We start from the raw sequence: 15,870 nt of genomic DNA, 5'->3' as shown, positions 1-15,870 counted from the left end.
GGTGGCATTCAGCTATGTACTAGTGCATAATCATGTTTGTGCTAGGAGACTATCGGATTCAGGGCCGCCGTGCCACGGAGATCGCGACCGACGTCGAACGCGCGGTCGCCGCCGGCGCGCTCGAGCCCGGGCAGGCGCTGCCCCCACTGCGCGAGCTGGCCGAGGAGTTGGGCGTCAACCCCAACACCGTCGCCGCCGCCTACCGCCTGCTGCGCGACCGGGGGGTGATCGAGACCGCGGGCCGCAAGGGCAGCCGGATCCGCCCCCGCCCGGTCACCACCTATCGCGACCAGATCCGGCTGGACGTCCCGCCGACCGCCCGCAACCTGGCCGCCGGCAACCCCGACCCGCGCCTGCTGCCGCCACTGAGCGCCGCGCTGGCCGCCGCCGGCGCCGCCGCCGACCGGGCGCCGGTGCTCTACGGCCACCCCGCCGCCGAGCCCGAGCTGCTGGCCCTGGCCGCCGACGGCTTCCGGGCCGACGGCGTGCCCGAGGGCGCGCTCGCGGTCACCGCCGGCGCGCTGGACGCGATCGACCGGGTGCTCGCCACCCAACTGCGCCCGGGCGACGCCGTCGCCATCGAGGACCCGGGCTGGGGCAGTCTGCTCGACCTGCTCCCCGCACACGGCCTGCGGCCGCTGCCGGTCGCGCTCGACGACCACGGTCCGCGCCCCGAGGCGGTGGCCGCCGCCTGCGCGGCCGGCGCCCGCGCGCTGATCGTCACCAACCGCGCCCAGAACCCGACCGGCGCCTCACTCACCGCCGAACGGGCCGCTCAGCTGCGCGCCGTGCTGGCCGAGCACCCCGGGGTGCTGCTGCTGGAGGACGACCACGGGCACGGCATCACCGACCTGCCGTTCCACTCGATCGCCTGCGGCCCGGACCGACGGCCCGTCATCTCCCGCTGGGCGGTGATCCGTTCGACCGCCAAGGCGTTCGGCCCCGACCTGCGACTCGCGGTGCTGACCGGCGAGGCGGAGACCGTCGACCGGCTGCTCGGCCGTCAGCGCCTGGACACCGGGTGGGTCAGCCACCTGCTGCAGCGCACCGCCCTGGAACTCTGGCGCACCGTCGGCGCCGCGCCGCCGGGGGTGGCCGCCGCCTACCGGGAGCGCCGCGAGGCCCTGTTGACGGCGCTGGCCGGGCACGGCATCCGCGGCCACGGGGTGAGCGGGCTGAACGTCTGGATCCCGGTGCCGCAGGAGACGGCCGCCGTGGTGGGCCTGCTGCAGCGTGGCTGGGCGGTCACTCCCGGTGCCGCCTTCCGACTGGAGTCGCCGACCGGAATCCGGGTCACGGTCAGCCAGTTGGACCCGGCCGAGGCGCCGCGGCTGGCGGCCGACCTGGCGGCGGTGCTGGGGACGGCGGGGGCGGCCGCGCGGCAGATCTGAGCTCGCGGTCGGGCAGTCGCATTTGACTACGCAGAGTTTCGCAACTCGGCTATGAAACTCATCGGTAACAGAGCGGGAAAGGTCCCTGCAGCTACCTAGCGGTAACTATCGCGCGCATGTCACATTCATCGCGCCACCGGCCGGCGGCCAACCCTCACCTCCAGCGACTCCCCACCCCACTCAGCGGGGAGTCGCCGACCGCAGGAGTTCCGCCGTGCTCGAAAGCTGCAACAGCACCACGCGCGTCCCCAGAACCACGCGGCCCCGAAGGAATCGATTCCTCGCCGCCCTGCTCACCCTCCCGCTCACCGCCACCGGCCTGCTGGCCGTCGCCGCTCCGGCCCAGGCCAGTGCCGGCCCGACCGCGAGCGTCACCCTCGGCGACTCCTACATCTCCGGCGAGGCCGGTCGCTGGCAGGGAAACAGCGACACCGCCTCCGGCAGCCGCGCCGGCACCGACCGGGCCTGGACCGGCAGCAGCTACAACCCGGCCGCCGTGTACGGCTCGACCTACGCCAGCGGGTGCGACCGCTCGGACTCGGCCGAGGTCAACAGCGCCACCGGGATCGCCGCCACCACCATCAACCTGGCCTGCTCCGGCGCCACCACCGCCAACGTCTTCCGCGCCGCCAACGGCGGCCAGGCCTTCAAGGGCGAGGCCCCGCAGGCCGACCAGCTCGCCTCGATCGCGGCCACCCACACCGTCAAGCTGGTCACCCTCTCGATCGGCGGCAACGACCTCGGCTTCGCCGACGTGATCACCACCTGCGCCAAGGACTACCTGATCTGGTACTCCTACTGCCACGACGACCAGCAGGCCGCGATCGACGCCAAGATGCCGGCCGCGATGGCCGGGGTCGGCAAGGCGATCGACGAGATCCGGGCGGTGATGGCTGCCGACGGGTACGCGGCCGGCTCCTACCGCCTGGTGCTGCAGTCCTACCCCTCGCCGATCCCGCGCAGCAGCGAGAACCGCTACTCGGAGAGCGGCTGGGACCGCGCCGACTACGGCGGCTGCCCGTTCTGGGACGCCGACTCAGACTGGGCCCGGGACTCGATGGTCCCCGAGGTCTCCGACAACCTGGCGGCCGTCGCCGCGAGCAGGGGCGTGCAGTTCCTCGACCTGCGCGACGTGCTGCAGGGCCGCGAGGTCTGCTCCACCAGCACCCGGCTGGCCACCTCGGGCAGCGCGCCGTCGGCGACCACCAGCGAGTGGGCGCGCTTCGTGGACACCGGGCTGTCCGCCAGCCAGGGCACCGTCCAGGAGTCCATGCACCCGAACTACTACGGTCAGCTGGCGCTCGGCCGCTGCCTGAGCCTGCTGTGGGCCAAGCCGACCGGCACCTACGCCTGCCGCAACACCCCGGGCCAGGACGCCTCGGGGATGTACCTGAACTGAGTCCGGTCGGTCTGGGAGCGACATAGCTGGGAGCGACACAGCTGGGACCGACACAGCTGGGACCGACACAGCGCCGCGCTCGTCCCGAGGGGGGACGAGCGCGGCACCGGGCTCGATCAGTGCTTGGCGTGCAGCGCCCGGGTGTGCTCGCGGACCTGCTCCTTGGTCAAGTACGCGTCCGTGTACTCGAAGTCGCGCAGCGTCGCGGGCTGGCGGGCCAGGAACCCGGTGCGGACGAAGTCGTCGCCCGCCGTCGCGTTGATCAGCCAGTTGCAGCCGACCCGGAACTTCGCGACGTTGGTGCGCATCGCCATCAGGTGGTAGCCGCGGGCCACCAGCTGGGCCGGCACCCCGGTCATCTCCACCCCGACCGGCTTGGACACGGCGTCCTTGCCACCCAGGTCCACCACCAGGCCCAAGTCCTTGTGGTAGTACGGCTCCAGCGGTTGGTTGCGGAGCGCCGCCACCAGGTTGTCCGCCACCTTGCGCCCCTGCCGGGCCGAGTGCTGCGCGGTGGGCGGGCAGACCGCGCCGTCGCCCTTGGCCAGGTCCGGTACGGCCGCCGCGTCGCCGAGCGCGAAGACGCCCTCGAACTGCGGGACCCGCATCTCGGCGGTCACCGCGATCCGCCCGCGCACCGTCTCGGCGTCCAGCGTGCCGATCAGCGGGCTGGCGGCCACGCCGGCGGTCCAGATCAGGGTGCGCGAGGGGATCACCCGGCCGTCGGTGAAGGTGACGCTCTTCTCCGCGACCTCGGAGACCGAGACGCCGAGCGAGACCTCCACGCCGCGCTCGCGCAGCACCTTCAACGCCCGGGTGCCCAGGTGCTCGCCGAGTTCGGGCATCAGCTTGGGGGCGATGTCGATCAGGTGCCACTTCATCAGCCGGGGGTCCAGCCGCGGGTAGCGGTCCAGCGCGGCGGTGGTGAGGCGCTGCAGGCAGGCGGCCGTCTCGGTGCCGGCGTAGCCGCCGCCGACCACCACGAACTGCAGCCGCTCCGCGCGCTCGGCCTGGTCCAGGGTGGCTGCGGCGAGGTCGAGTTGGGCGATCACGTGGTCGCGCACGTAGGTCGCCTCGGCGAGCGTCTTCATACCGCGCGCGTGGTCGCTCAGGCCCGGGATGTCGAAGGTCCGGGTGACACTGCCGGGCGCCAGCACCAGGTAGTCGTACGGCTCGGCGATCTCCTGGTCGGTGATCTTGCGGATGATGCAGACCTTGGCCCGCGGATCGATCCCGATCGCGCCGCCCGGGATGATGTCGGTGCGGCGCAGCGAGCGGCGCAGCGAGATCGCGACCGACTGCGGGGTGAGCACCCCGGCGGCCACGTGCGGCAGCAGCGGAAGGTAGAGCTGGTAACTGAACGGGGCGACCAGTGTGATCTGGGCCTCCGTCGCGGCGAGCTTGCGCTCCAGCCGGCGGGCGCACTCCAACCCGGCGAAGCCGCCGCCCACCACCAGGATCCGAGGACGTTCCATCACTGTTCCTTCGCTGGGTGAGGTCCTTCGCCGGGCGTGACGGCCCGGTATGACGGGGTGCCAACTCCCTGGTCACCCTCGCACGGGCCCTGGGGCGGCGCCACCGCAACACGTCGGATGGGTAGGGTTGGCGCGTGCTTCGTGAAGTGACGGCGGTGCGGTACGTGACGCCCCTGCGAGAAGGCGGCTCGATGCCGGGCCTGGTGGAGGCCGACGACCACCGGCTGTACGCCCTCAAGTGGAGCGGCGCGGCCCAGGGCCGCAAGGCGCTGGTGGCCGAGGTGCTGGCCGGCGAGCTGGCGCGCGGGCTGGGACTGCCGGTGCCGGAACTGGTCCGGATCGAGCTCGACCCGGTGCTCGCGCGCAGCGAACCCGAGCAGCAGATCCAGGAGCAGATGCGGGCCAGCGGCGGGCTCAACGTGGGCCTCGCCTTCGAGAGCGGGGCGCTCAACTTCGACCCGCTCTGCTTCGAGGTGCCGGCCGAACTGGCGGCCCGGGTGCTCTGGTTCGACGCGCTGATCGGCAACGTGGACCGCTCCTGGCGCAACCCCAACCTGCTGGTGGTGGGCGGCGAGCTGCGGCTGATCGACCACGGCGCCAGCCTGATCTTCCACCACCACTGGGCGGGCGCGGCCGGCTGGACCAGGCGGCCCTACGACGCGGGCGACCACGCGCTCGGGCGGTTCGCGGGCGAGCTGGCGGCCGTGGACGGGCCGCTGGCCGCGCTGGCCACGCCCGAACTGCTGGGCCGGGCGACCGCGGCGATCCCGGACGAGTTCCTGGTGGACGAGCCGGGCTTCGACAGCCCCGACGCGGTGCGCGCCGCCTATGTCGCCCAGCTGACCGCACGGCTGGCCGGACCGCGGGACTGGCTGCCCGCACTGGAGGTGACGGCATGACCGAGCCGGCCGAGCCGACTGAACGGCACGACTACGAGTACGCGCTGGTCCGGGCGGTGCCCCGGGTGGAGCGGGGGGAGTGCGTCAACCTCGGCGTGCTGCTCTACTGCCGCTGGCAGGAACGCCTGCTCGCCCGCACCCTGCTGCCCGAGTCCAAGCTGCTGGCCCTCGACCCGGCGATCGACCTGGCCGGGGTGGCCCGCGCCCTGCGCGGTATCGAGGCCGTCGCCGCCGGTGGCCCCGCCGCCGGCCCGGCGGCGGGCGACAGCCCGGGCCGGCGCTTCCGCTGGCTGACCGCACCGCGCAGCGCCGTCGTCCAGCCCGGCCCCGTCCACACCGGCCTCACCGCCGACCCCGAGGCCGAGCTGGCCCGCCTCTTCGCCCAGCTCGTCGCGTAGGGCTTGTCCGGGGCCCGGTGCGGTGGATTCTCCGGTTGAACGTATGAAAGCTGGAGTTAATAAAGCTTTTATGCGTACCCTGATCTCATGGCCCCCATGACTACCGCTGCACCCCGCATCACCACCGCCGACCTGATGGCGGCGGTGTCGGCCGTGAGCTCCGCGTTCTGGATCGACTTCGCGGGGGCGGCGGGGCGGCACGGGCTGAGCTCCTCGCAGGCGAAGGCACTCGGGGTGGTGACCGAGGCGGTTCCGATGCGGGCGCTGGCCGGGCGGCTCGGCTGCGACGCCTCCAACGTGACCGGCATCGTGGACCGGCTGGAGACGCTCGGCTTCGCCCGGCGCGAGGCCGCCTCGACGGACCGCCGGGTCAAGATCGTCACCATCACCGACCCCGGTCGCGAGGTGCTCGAGCAGATCCGCGCCGACATGACCCGCGCCCACCGCGCGCTGGAGTCCCTCGACCCCGGGCAGCGCGAGAGCCTGCTCGCCATGTGCGACCAGATCCTCCCGCTGCTCCAGGGCTGAGCCCCGGCGCGCGACGGACCGGGCTACGGCCGCAGTTCGGGCGGGAAGCCGGTCCAGCGCAGCTCCTCGGGCAGATGCGCGAGGTCGTTGAAGCAGACCACCGCGGTCGGGCGCCCGGGGGAGTAGCGGATCACGGTCAGGGCGGCGTGCGCGGCGTTCAGGCCCAGCCAGCGCCACGGCGGTGCGTCCAGCGCCGCCCGGACCAGCCACCCGACCAGGAACGCGTGGGTGACCACCAGCTCGTGCCGCGCCTGCTCGCCCGGCACCGGACCGGTGAAGCGGGCCAACGCCTGCCGCGCCAGCTCGGGACCCACCGCCCGCTCGGCCGGCTCGAAGCCGGCCAGGAAGCCGAGCAGGTACTCGGCACTGTCGGCGGGCAGCTCCTCGGGCCGCGGCAGATACGGCGGATAGTCGCCGGCCGCCTCGTCCACCCGCACGGGAACTCCTACGAGCTGCTCCCCGACCAGCCGGGCGGTCTGCGCCGCGCGCGGCAACGGCCCGTGGTGCACGGCGGCCAGCGGGACGGAGCGCAGCCGGGCGCCGAGCAGCGCCGCCTGGCGGCGGCCGCGCTCGGTGAGCCCGGCCTCGTCGGGGGTGGGCTCGGCATGCCGGGCCAGGTAGAGGTAGCGTGCGGCGGTCGTAGTCATCGAACCGGTGGACGACCGTCCGCACCGGTCCGGTTCCAGCTTCGGGGGAGTCCAGCGTGCCGCACGGGTGGGAGGCCGACCTGCTGCTGGGCGGCGTGGTGCTGGCCGGCGCCTCGGTGCAGCGGATGGCGGGGATCGGCTTCGCGCTGGTCTCGGCGCCCGCGCTGGCGCTGCTGCTGGGCCCGGCCGAGGGCGTGGTGCTCTCCAACTGCGCGGCCGGCGCGATCAGCGCGATCGGTCTGGTGACCAGCTGGCGCCAGGTCCGGCCGGCCGCGATGCTCCCGCTGGTGGCGGCGGCCGCCTGCAGCGTGCCGCTCGGCGCCTGGGTGGCCGCCCGGCTGCCCGAGCCGACGCTGCTGGCCGTGATGGGTGCGCTGGTCAGCCTCGCCGTACTGCTGGTGATGCGCGGTGCCCGGGTGGCCGCGTTGCGCGGCCGGGGCGGCGCGCTGGCGGCGGGGGCGGCCAGCGGCTTCATGAACTCCGCCGCCGGGGTCGGCGGCCCGGCCATCTCGCTCTACGCCGTCAACGCCGGCTGGACGGTGCGCGAGTTCGTCCCCAACGCCCAGTTCTACGGCCTGCTGGTCAACCTGCTGTCGATCGCCGCCAAGGGCACGCCCCGGCTGGCCGCCCCCGCCTGGCTGGCGGTGGCGGCGGCACTGGCCGGCGGCGCGGTGATCGGGCACTGGCTGGCCGACCGGGTCCCCGAGCACCGGGCCCGCCGGGTGGTGCTGCTGCTGGCGCTGGCCGGTGGCGTGACCACCCTGGCGAAGGGCCTGTCGGCGCTCTGACGGCCCGCCGTACGGCGGCGCTGACCTCGACTGTTAGGCTTGCGAAGCGTGAGCGCGAAGCCCCAGATCCCCAATGTCCTGGCCGCCCGGTACGCCTCGGCGACCCTGGCCCAGCTGTGGTCCCCCGAGCACAAGGTGGTTCTCGAACGCCACTTGTGGCTCGCCGTCCTCAAGGCCCAGCAGGATCTCGGGATCGACGTCCCCGAGACCGCCGTCGCCGACTACGAGCGGGTGATCGACCAGGTCGACCTCGCCTCCATCGCCAACCGTGAGCGGGTCACCCGGCACGACGTCAAGGCCCGGATCGAGGAGTTCAGCGAGCTCGCCGGGCACGAGCAGATCCACAAGGGGATGACCTCCCGGGACCTGACCGAGAACGTCGAGCAGCTGCAGATCCGCCAGTCCCTGGAGCACGTCCGCGACCGCACCGTCGCCGTCCTGGTCCGGCTGGGCCGGCTCTCCGCCGAGCACGCCGAGCTGGTGATGGCCGGCCGTTCGCACAACGTCGCCGCCCAGGCCACCACCCTCGGCAAGCGCTTCGCCTCGATCGCCGACGAGCTGCTGGTCGCCTTCGCCCGGCTCGAGGAGCTGATCGCCCGCTACCCGCTGCGCGGGATCAAGGGCCCGGTCGGCACCGCCCAGGACATGCTCGACCTGCTCGGCGGAGACGCCGAGAAGCTCGCCGAGCTGGAGCGCCGGGTGGCCGGCCACCTGGGCTTCGAGAACGTCTTCACCAGCGTCGGCCAGGTCTACCCGCGCTCGCTGGACTTCGAGGTGCTCACCGCCCTGGTGCAGCTGGCCGCCGCGCCGTCCAGCCTGGCCAAGACGATCCGGCTGATGGCCGGCCACGAGCTGGTGACCGAGGGCTTCAAGGAGGGCCAGGTCGGCTCCTCGGCGATGCCGCACAAGATGAACACCCGCTCCTGCGAGCGGGTCAACGGCCTCGCGGTGATCCTGCGCGGCTACGCCTCGATGACCGGCGAGCTGGCCGGCGACCAGTGGAACGAGGGCGACGTCTCCTGCTCGGTGGTCCGCCGGGTGGCGCTGCCGGACGCGTTCTTCGCCTTCGACGGCCTGCTGGAGACCTTCCTGACGGTGCTGGACGAGTTCGGCGCCTTCCCGGCCGTGATCGAGGCCGAGCTGGACCGCTACCTGCCCTTCCTGGCCACCACCAAGGTGCTGATGGGCGCGGTGCGGGCCGGCGTTGGCCGCGAGGTCGGGCACGAGGTGATCAAGGAGCACGCCGTCGCCTCGGCGCTGGCGATGCGGGCCGGCGCGCGCGAGAACGAGCTGCTGGACCGCCTGGCCGCCGACGAGCGGATCCCGCTGGACCGGGCCGGGCTGGACGCGCTGCTGGCCGACCGGCTCTCCTTCACCGGCGCCGCCGGTGCCCAGGTGGCCGAGCTGGTCCGCCGGATCGAGACGGTCGCCACCCGCTACCCGGAGGCCGCCAAGTACGCGCCGGGCGACATTCTGTGACACCCCGGCGCTGACGTGCCGTCAGGTGGACTCGGAGGCCTGGTGCCCCGGGTCCACCGGCGGTCCGGTCGGACAGCAGTACCAACTGGTGTCCGGCTCGACCGCCACCGCAGGCCGCCGTCCCGGCACGGTGGCCAGGGCCAGCAGCCCGGAGCCCGCGAGCAGCCCGGCGCAGATCAGCACGGCGGTGCGAAAGGCCGAGTCCACCGCGCTCGGCACCCGGTACTGCTCACCGCTCAGGCCGGTCAGCAGCGGCAGCGCCGCCACCGCGAGCAGCCCGGCGGCCCGCGCGGCCGCGTTGTTCACGCCGCTGGCGATCCCGGCCCGGCGCACGTCCACGGCCGCCAGCACGGTGGCGGTCAGCGGCGCCACCAGCAGGGTCAGCCCGACCCCGAAGACCACGGCGGCCGGCAGCACGTCCGTCCAGTACGAGGCGGCCGGGCCGATCCGGAGCATCAGCAGCACCCCGGCCGCGGCGACCAGCGGACCGAGGGTCAGCGGCAGCCGGGGGCCGATCCGGGTGGCCAGCCGCCCCGACCGGGCGGAGAAGAGCAGCATCAGCACCGTCACCGGCGCGAAGGCCACCCCGGCCACCAGCGGCTCGAAGCCGGACACCGTCTGCAGCTGGACCTGCAGGAAGAAGAACACCCCGCTCAGCGCACCGTAGACGCCGAGCGTCACCAGGTTGATCGCGGTGAACAGGCGCGAGCGGAAGAGCTCCAGCGGCAGCATCGGACGGGGGCTGCGCCGCTCGGCCACCACGAACGCCACCCCCAGCAGGACCCCCGCGGCCGCCGAGACCCAGACCGCCGCCGACACCCCCTCCGCCGCCGCCGTCAGCGCGTAGGTGACCCCGCCGAGCGCCAGCGCGGCCAGCACCGCGCCGGGCACGTCGAAGCGGCCGGTCGCCCGCTCGTCCCGGCTCTCCGGCACATGGCGCAGCGTCAGCGCCGCGACCACCACGGCCACCGGCAGGTTGATCACGAAGATCCACCGCCAGCCCGGGCCGCTCACCAGCCAGCCGCCGAGGAACGGCCCGACGGCCGTGGCCACCCCGCCCAGGCCGGACCAGGCGCCGACCGCCGCCGAGCGGTCGTCGGGGTGGAAGCTCGCCTGCAGCAGCGCCAGCGAGCCTGGGGTCAGCAGCGCGCCGCCGATGCCCTGCAGCGCGCGGGCGGCGATCAGCACCCCGACCGTCGGCGCGATCGAGCACAGCCCCGAGGCCAGCGCGAACCAGCAGACGCCGATCACGAAGACCCGGCGCCGCCCGTAGCGGTCGCCGAGCGAGCCGCCCAGCAGGATCAGCCCGGCCAGCGTGAGCAGGTAGGCGTTGACCGTCCACTGCAGCGCCGCCAGCGAGGCACCGAGGTCGGCGCCGATGGCCGGCAGCGCCACGTTCACCACCGTGCCGTCCAGCATCGCCATCCCGGAGCCGAGCGCGGCGGCCAGCACCACCCACCGCCCCTGAGCACTCTTCAGCCTGAGTCCACCGTCCATGCCTCGATCCTGCTGGATCACGCGGCCCGCCGCGGGCATACCGCGCCGACCGACCCGCGCCGACCGACTGGGGGCACTCCGGTGGCGGGGCGTCAACTGCCGGGCGAGGGTGGAGGCGGATCACGTCCCCGCGAAGTCAGGTGCTGCTGCCATGACGTTCCCGTCCTCCTTCGGCTCCGGCGATCCTTTCGGCGACCTGTTCAGCCGCTTCTTCGGCACCAGTCCGCATTCCTCGCCGCCCGCCGCCCAGCGGGCCGCCGAGGACGGCAGCACCGACCTGGACACCGGGCACCTGCTCTGGGCCGCCACCCCCGTGGAGGCCACGGCCGGCCGGCTCGACCCGGTGGTCGGGCGAGCCGGCGCCCGGGTCCGGCTGCGCGACCTCGGCTCCAGCGGTGAGTCGCAACGGACCAAGGACCGGATCGCCAAGCTACGCCGGGAACTGGACGAGGCGGTCACCGCCGTCGCCCAGGCGGTGCGCCGCGGCCGGGCCGGCATGGGCGACCCGGACCGTCCGACCGGCAGCTTCCTCTTCTGCACGCTGGCCCGCCCCGCGGCCTCGGCCGCCACCCCGAGAGCCTGAGGTGGCGGTCATGGAGCGGCGGATCGTGGTCGGCGTCGACGGCTCGCCCGCCGCGGCGGCCGCCCTGCGCTGGGCGCTGGACCAGGCGGCGGCCACCGGCGCGCCGCAGGTCGAGGCGGTCTGCGCCTGGGAACTGCCCGGCTACTACGCGCTGGCCGGCGGGATGCTGCCGCCGCCCGCGGAGGGCCTCGACCCCGAGCAACTGGCCGCCAAGGTGCTCCGCGAGGCGGTCACCGAGGTAACAGGTGGTCAGTCCGGCGTCGAGATCACGGAACTGGTGCTGCCGGGCCCGGCCGCGGCCGGGCTGCTCGACCGGGCGGCCGGCGCCGAGCTGCTGGTGGTCGGCAGCCGGGGCCTGGGCGGGTTCGCCGGGGTGCTGCTCGGCTCGGTCAGCCGGCATGTGGTCGAGCACGCGCCCTGCCCGGTCGTGGTGGTCCGGGCCGCCCGGGCCGACCAGCACGCGCCCTGATCGGCCGACCGTGACCGAGCTCCCCGAGCCGCACCTCGACCAGCTGGAGGCGCTGGCCGCCAACCAGGTCGGCTGCTTCGAATGGGACACCGCCACCGGCCGGTTCACCCTGGACGAGAGCGGCCTGGCGGTCTTCGACCTGCGCCCGGACGAGTACGACGGCATGGCGGCCGGCCTGTCCCGGCGGATCCCGGTGGAGGAGCTGATCCGGCTGCACAAGCTGGTCGAGGAGATCAGGGCCGGCCGCAGCGACTCCTACAGCAGCTACTTCCGGATCCGCTGCCGGGACGGCTCGATGCGCTGGACCCACACCCAGGGCCAGGCGGTCGGCGTGGGCAGCCGGGTGGTCGGGGTGGTCCGCGACGCCACCCGGGAACTGTCCTACTCGGCGATGCGGCTGATGGCCGAGGACGACCGCCAGCGCCAGGAGTCGGCGCTGCGCGAGGTGGCCGACGCGCTCGGCGAGGCGCTCACCGTGGACGACGTGGTGGCGGTGCTGACGGGGGACCAGAGCATGCGCCGGCTCGGCGCGCAGGGGATCACCCTGGGCGTGGTCGACCAGGGGCGGATCCGGCTGGTCGGTGCGGTCGGCCAGGTCAACGTCCGGGTCCGCGAGATGCACCGGGCCCGGCTGACCGAACCCTGGCCGCTGAACGACGTGGTCCGCTCCGGCGAGCCCGCCTTCTTCACCTCGCGCGAGGCCTTCCTGCTCCGCTACCCGGACCTGGCCGAGCAGTTGGCCGACAGCATCGCCACCGCCGGCGCCTTCCTGCCGCTGATCGCCCAGGGGCGCCCGATCGGCGCGCTGGCCCTGGTCTACGAGGGCAAGCGCCACTTCACCAGCGAGGACCGCACCCTGCTCACCACGCTGGCCAGCGCCATCTCGCAGTCCCTGCAGCGGGCCATGCTGGTCGACCAGTCCCGGGAGATCGCCGCCGGGCTGCAGAGCGCGATGCTGCCGCGCCGGCTGCCCGAGCTGCACGGCGGCGCGCTGGCGGTGCGCTACCGCACCGCCCGGGTCGGCACCTGGATCGGTGGCGACTGGTACGACGCGGTGCCGCTGGCCGAGGGCGGGGTCGGGGTGGCGATCGGCGACGTCCAGGGCCACGACACCGAGGCGGCCGCCGTGATGGGGCAGCTGCGGATCGCGATGACCGCCTACGCCGCCGAGGGCCACCGCAGTGAGGCGGTGCTGGGCCGGGCCTCGGCCTTCCTCGCCGATCTGCAGGCCGACCGGTTCGCCACCTGCCTGTACGCGCAGGTCGACCTGGCCACCGGCGAGTGCCGGCTGGCCAACGCCGGCCACCTGGCGCCGCTGGTGCGGCACGCCGACGGCAGCGTGGAACGGATCGACATCCCGGTCGGACTGCCGCTCGGCCTGCCCGCCGACTGGAACCCGGACGGCTACCCCGCCGCCCCGTTCCGGCTGGCCCCCGGCGACACCCTGCTGCTGTACACCGACGGTCTGGTGGAGCGGCCCGGCGAAGACCTGGACGTGGGCCAGGCCCGGCTGGCCGAGGTCTTCGCGGCCGGGCCGGCCAAGCTGCCCGCACTGGCCGACCACGTCCGCGACACCCTGGGCGAGCGGCTGGAGGCGGAGGACGACGCCGCCCTGCTGTTGCTGCACCGCGACGCCGACTGAGCGGGGCCCGGTCGGCGCCGCGGTCCAGCGGGTGCAGCGGGGGCAGGGGGATCAGCCGACCGGCTCGGGCTCCCGGTCCAGGACCGGCTGCTCGACCGGCTCCTGACGGCTCGTCGCCTTGGCGGGCAGGGCGAACATCAGCAGGAAGACCACCGCCAGGGCGCCGACCAGCCACCAGAGCGCGTGGCTGAAGGCGTGGCCGAAGACCACCCCGGCCGGCTGCCCGGGCGCGGCGCCGTCCACCACGGTGAAGAAGGTGACCGAGACCAGACTCAGACCCAGTGCGTTGCCCAGCTGCTGGGTGGTGTTGATCAGACCGGAGGCCGAACCCGCGTGCTCACGGGGCACCTCGCCGAGCACCGCATCGGTCAGCGGAGCCACGATCAGACCCATGCCGGCGCCCATCACCACCAGCGGCAGCGCCATCTGCCAGGAGTGGATGCCGGTGCCGTAGCGGTCGGCCTCCCACAGGTAGAGCAGCACGCCCAGCGCCATCACCAGGGCGCCGGCCTGCAGCACCTTGCGCCCGAACCGCGGCACCAGCTGCTGCACCGACATCCCCGCGGCCGCCGAGACCGCCAGCGAGAACGGGATCCCGGTGGTGCCGGCCCGCAGCGGGCTCCAGCCCAGGCCCAGCTGCATGTAGAGGGTCCAGACCAGGAAGAAGATCCCGCAGGTCACACCGAAGGTCAGCTGCACGCCGATGCCGGCCGCGAAGCTGCGCACCCTGAAGAGCGAGAGCTCGACCAGCGGCGAGCCGTCCTTGCGCGCCTTGTACTTCTCGTACCGGACGAACAGCGCCAGCACCGGCACGCTCAGGCCCATCGAGACGAAGCCCCAGAGCGGCCAGCCGGCCTCCCGGCCCTGGGTCAGCGGGTAGAGCAGCATCAGCAGGCCCAGCGCCGCCAGCGCCATGCCGACCAGGTCCAGCTTGAGGCTCTGCGCGGCCCGCGACTCGTCGATGAACCGGCGGCCGAGCAGCGCGCCGACCAGCCCGACCGGCAGGTTGATCAGGAAGATCGGCCGCCACTGCAGACCGGCCAGGTCCCACTCGGTCAGCAGCGCGCCCAGCAACGGCCCGCTGACCGCGCCCAGGCCCACCACCGCGCCGAACATCCCGAAGACCTTGCCGCGCTCGTGCGCCGGGAAGGAGGTGTGGATGATCGCCAGTACCTGAGGAACCATCAGCGCGGCGGTGCCGCCCTGCAGCACCCGGGTGGCCACCAGCACGGACGGGTCGCCGGCCAGTCCGCAGAGCGCGGAGGCCACGGTGAACCCGCCGATGCCGAGCAGGAAGATCCGCTTGCGGCCGTAGATGTCGCCCAGACGGCCACCGGTGATCAGGCCGATCGCGAAGGCCAGCGCATAGCCACCGGTGACCCACTGGATCGCGCTGAACGAGGCGTGCAGATCGCGCTGGATGCTCGGGACGGCGATGTTGACGATGGTGACGTCCACCAGGTCCATGAAGGAGGCCGTCATCACGATGGCGAGCGCGATCCAGCGCCGCCGATCGGCGGCTGCGGGTGCGGTGGTCATGGTCTCTGTTCCCTCTCTCGTGGCTACGAGCACGAGGCTAGAGGCCATGTAGGTCAGATCCTGTCCCAGTTCTCCGGCATCCTGGATCCCATGACCGACACCCCCGCCCGCCTGCTCAGTCTGCTCTCCCTGCTGCAGACCCCGCGCGAATGGCCGGGCAGCGAACTGGCCGAACGGCTCGGCGTCAGCGCCCGCACCATCCGGCGCGACATCGAGCGGCTGCGCGAACTCGGCTACCCGGTGCAGGCCAGCATGGGTGCGATCGGCGGCTACCGGCTGGCGGCCGGCAAGGCGATGCCCCCGCTGCTGCTGGAGGACGAGGAGGCGGTGGCGATCGCGGTCGGGCTGCGCACGGCGGCCGGCAGCGCGGTCAGCGGCATCGAGGAGGCCTCGGTACGGGCGCTGGCCAAACTGGAGCAGGTGCTGCCGTCCCGGCTGCGCCGCCGGGTCTCCGCGCTGGGCGCGGCCACCGTGCCGCTGCCCGGCGGTGGTCCCGGCGTCGATCCCGAACTGCTCGCGGTGCTGGCCGGCGCGGTGGCGGGGCCCGAGCGGCTGCGCTTCGGCTACCAGGCCGGCGACGGAGCGCGCAGCCGCCGCCTGGTCGAACCGCACCGGCTGGTCGCCACCGGACGGCGCTGGTACCTGGTGGCCTTCGACAACGACCGCGAGGACTGGCGGATCTTCCGGGTCGACCGGCTGACGGACCCGCAGCCCACCGGTGTCCGGGTCGCGCCGCGCGAGCTGCCGGCCCCCGACGCGGCCGCCTACGTGGCCCGCAGCCTGCGCCTGCGTGCCGAGACCCACCAGGCGGTCGCCCTGCTCCGGCTGCCGGCCGCCGAGGCGACCCGCCGGCTGGGCGGCGCACCAATGGCCGTCGAGCCGGTGGACCAGGACAGCTGCCGGGTGCGGACCAGCGCCGACACGCTGGAGTGGCTGGCCTTCCGGCTGCTCGCGCTCGGCTGCGAGTTCCAGGTCGAGGAGCCGGCCGCGCTCGCCGAGCACCTGCGCGAACTGGGCGCGCGGATCAACCGCGCGGCCGGCGGGTGAATTCCGCGCGATTCCCCCGGCCCGGCGGGCGCGCTGCGCTGCGGTTCGCACGGGCGGCCGGTAGCGTCCCGCGAGACGGTCGTCCGCCG

General features: G+C 74.0%; 15 protein-coding genes. 11 read left to right on the top strand and 4 right to left on the bottom strand.

Annotation, left to right across the window (positions count from 1 at the left end; all coding sequences use genetic code 11):
- Positions 1 to 38: 38 nt before the first annotated feature.
- Both BR98_RS15380 and BR98_RS15375 read left to right on the top strand, forming a co-directional pair.
- Positions 39 to 1,391, top strand: coding sequence for an aminotransferase class I/II-fold pyridoxal phosphate-dependent enzyme (locus BR98_RS15380; RefSeq protein ID WP_035845192.1), 1,353 nt, complete (start codon positions 39 to 41; stop codon positions 1,389 to 1,391).
- 214 nt (positions 1,392 to 1,605) lie between these two features.
- Positions 1,606 to 2,790 carry a GDSL-type esterase/lipase family protein gene (locus tag BR98_RS15375; RefSeq protein WP_083976606.1) on the top strand — a complete coding sequence of 395 codons (1,185 nt, stop codon included), beginning with the start codon at positions 1,606 to 1,608 and terminating at the stop codon, positions 2,788 to 2,790.
- A 116-nt stretch (positions 2,791 to 2,906) separates the two neighbouring features.
- Here BR98_RS15375 and BR98_RS15370 read toward each other — a convergent pair whose 3' ends face one another.
- Positions 2,907 to 4,265: an NAD(P)/FAD-dependent oxidoreductase gene (locus tag BR98_RS15370; protein WP_035845190.1), complete on the bottom strand. Its 1,359-nt coding sequence runs from the start codon at positions 4,263 to 4,265 to the stop codon at positions 2,907 to 2,909.
- Between the two features lie 134 nt (positions 4,266 to 4,399).
- On the opposite strand from BR98_RS15370, the gene BR98_RS15365 reads away from it, so the two are divergent.
- The 3 genes from BR98_RS15365 to BR98_RS15355 all read left to right on the top strand — a co-directional run bounded on the left by BR98_RS15365 (position 4,400) and on the right by BR98_RS15355 (position 6,090).
- Positions 4,400 to 5,164: a HipA family kinase gene (locus BR98_RS15365; RefSeq protein ID WP_035845189.1), complete on the top strand. Its 765-nt coding sequence runs from the start codon at positions 4,400 to 4,402 to the stop codon at positions 5,162 to 5,164.
- A complete protein-coding gene (locus tag BR98_RS15360; protein ID WP_035845188.1) occupies positions 5,161 to 5,562 on the top strand; it encodes a DUF3037 domain-containing protein in 402 nt (133 codons plus the stop codon). The genes BR98_RS15365 and BR98_RS15360 overlap by 4 nt, the downstream gene beginning before the upstream one ends.
- 96 nt (positions 5,563 to 5,658) lie before the next feature.
- Entirely contained in the window at positions 5,659 to 6,090 is a 432-nt protein-coding gene (locus BR98_RS15355; protein ID WP_051971074.1) for a MarR family winged helix-turn-helix transcriptional regulator, read from the top strand.
- 23 nt (positions 6,091 to 6,113) lie between these two features.
- On the opposite strand, the gene BR98_RS15350 is transcribed toward BR98_RS15355, so the two are convergent.
- The gene (locus tag BR98_RS15350; RefSeq protein WP_035845184.1) at positions 6,114 to 6,737 is read right to left on the bottom strand and encodes a histidine phosphatase family protein; all 624 of its coding nucleotides are present in this window, start codon (positions 6,735 to 6,737) and stop codon (positions 6,114 to 6,116) included.
- Positions 6,738 to 6,793: 56 nt separating this feature from the next.
- On the opposite strand from BR98_RS15350, the gene BR98_RS15345 reads away from it, so the two are divergent.
- A complete protein-coding gene (locus BR98_RS15345) occupies positions 6,794 to 7,525 on the top strand; it encodes a sulfite exporter TauE/SafE family protein (protein ID WP_267886069.1) in 732 nt (243 codons plus the stop codon).
- A 48-nt stretch (positions 7,526 to 7,573) separates the two neighbouring features.
- Positions 7,574 to 9,004, top strand: coding sequence for an adenylosuccinate lyase (gene purB, locus BR98_RS15340; RefSeq protein WP_035845183.1), 1,431 nt, complete (start codon positions 7,574 to 7,576; stop codon positions 9,002 to 9,004).
- A gap of 21 nt (positions 9,005 to 9,025) precedes the next feature.
- Here purB and BR98_RS15335 read toward each other — a convergent pair whose 3' ends face one another.
- Positions 9,026 to 10,501 carry an MFS transporter gene (locus BR98_RS15335; RefSeq protein WP_035845182.1) on the bottom strand — a complete coding sequence of 492 codons (1,476 nt, stop codon included), beginning with the start codon at positions 10,499 to 10,501 and terminating at the stop codon, positions 9,026 to 9,028.
- 151 nt (positions 10,502 to 10,652) lie between these two features.
- Here BR98_RS15335 and BR98_RS42570 point away from each other — a divergent pair, with 151 nt between their 5' ends.
- The 3 genes from BR98_RS42570 to BR98_RS15320 are packed head-to-tail and all read left to right on the top strand — an operon-like array spanning position 10,653 to position 13,195.
- Positions 10,653 to 11,084 (top strand): hypothetical protein, encoded by a 432-nt coding sequence (locus tag BR98_RS42570; RefSeq protein WP_035845180.1) that lies wholly within the window; start codon positions 10,653 to 10,655, stop codon positions 11,082 to 11,084.
- Between the two features lie 10 nt (positions 11,085 to 11,094).
- Positions 11,095 to 11,553 (top strand): universal stress protein, encoded by a 459-nt coding sequence (locus BR98_RS15325; RefSeq protein WP_035852355.1) that lies wholly within the window; start codon positions 11,095 to 11,097, stop codon positions 11,551 to 11,553.
- Positions 11,554 to 11,563: 10 nt separating this feature from the next.
- Positions 11,564 to 13,195, top strand: a complete 1,632-nt coding sequence (locus BR98_RS15320) for a SpoIIE family protein phosphatase (protein ID WP_051969803.1) — start codon at positions 11,564 to 11,566, stop codon at positions 13,193 to 13,195.
- A 51-nt stretch (positions 13,196 to 13,246) separates the two neighbouring features.
- Here the strand turns inward: BR98_RS15320 and BR98_RS15315 are convergent, their stop codons facing one another.
- Positions 13,247 to 14,734, bottom strand: coding sequence for an MFS transporter (locus tag BR98_RS15315; RefSeq protein WP_232247423.1), 1,488 nt, complete (start codon positions 14,732 to 14,734; stop codon positions 13,247 to 13,249).
- A 90-nt stretch (positions 14,735 to 14,824) separates the two neighbouring features.
- Between BR98_RS15315 and BR98_RS15310 the strand changes: the two genes are divergently transcribed.
- Positions 14,825 to 15,781, top strand: a complete 957-nt coding sequence (locus BR98_RS15310; protein WP_035845177.1) for a helix-turn-helix transcriptional regulator — start codon at positions 14,825 to 14,827, stop codon at positions 15,779 to 15,781.
- Positions 15,782 to 15,870: the final 89 nt, after the last annotated feature.

Origin of the sequence: Kitasatospora azatica KCTC 9699 (assembly GCF_000744785.1) — a bacterium.
Taxonomy (GTDB): domain Bacteria; phylum Actinomycetota; class Actinomycetes; order Streptomycetales; family Streptomycetaceae; genus Kitasatospora; species Kitasatospora azatica.
The sequence above is the reverse complement of the archived record's forward strand: the minus strand, read 5'-3'. Positions and strand labels throughout refer to the sequence as shown.

Coding starts and splice junctions, on each gene's coding strand:
- BR98_RS15370 (WP_035845190.1), bottom strand. CDS start 4,265: ATGGAACGTCCTCGGATCCTGGTGGTGGGCGGCGGCTTCGCCGGGTTG.
- BR98_RS15360 (WP_035845188.1), top strand. CDS start 5,161: ATGACCGAGCCGGCCGAGCCGACTGAACGGCACGACTACGAGTACGCG.
- BR98_RS15355 (WP_051971074.1), top strand. CDS start 5,659: ATGACTACCGCTGCACCCCGCATCACCACCGCCGACCTGATGGCGGCG.
- BR98_RS15350 (WP_035845184.1), bottom strand. CDS start 6,737: ATGACTACGACCGCCGCACGCTACCTCTACCTGGCCCGGCATGCCGAG.
- BR98_RS15335 (WP_035845182.1), bottom strand. CDS start 10,501: ATGGACGGTGGACTCAGGCTGAAGAGTGCTCAGGGGCGGTGGGTGGTG.
- BR98_RS42570 (WP_035845180.1), top strand. CDS start 10,653: ATGACGTTCCCGTCCTCCTTCGGCTCCGGCGATCCTTTCGGCGACCTG.
- BR98_RS15325 (WP_035852355.1), top strand. CDS start 11,095: ATGGAGCGGCGGATCGTGGTCGGCGTCGACGGCTCGCCCGCCGCGGCG.
- BR98_RS15315 (WP_232247423.1), bottom strand. CDS start 14,734: ATGACCACCGCACCCGCAGCCGCCGATCGGCGGCGCTGGATCGCGCTC.
- BR98_RS15310 (WP_035845177.1), top strand. CDS start 14,825: ATGACCGACACCCCCGCCCGCCTGCTCAGTCTGCTCTCCCTGCTGCAG.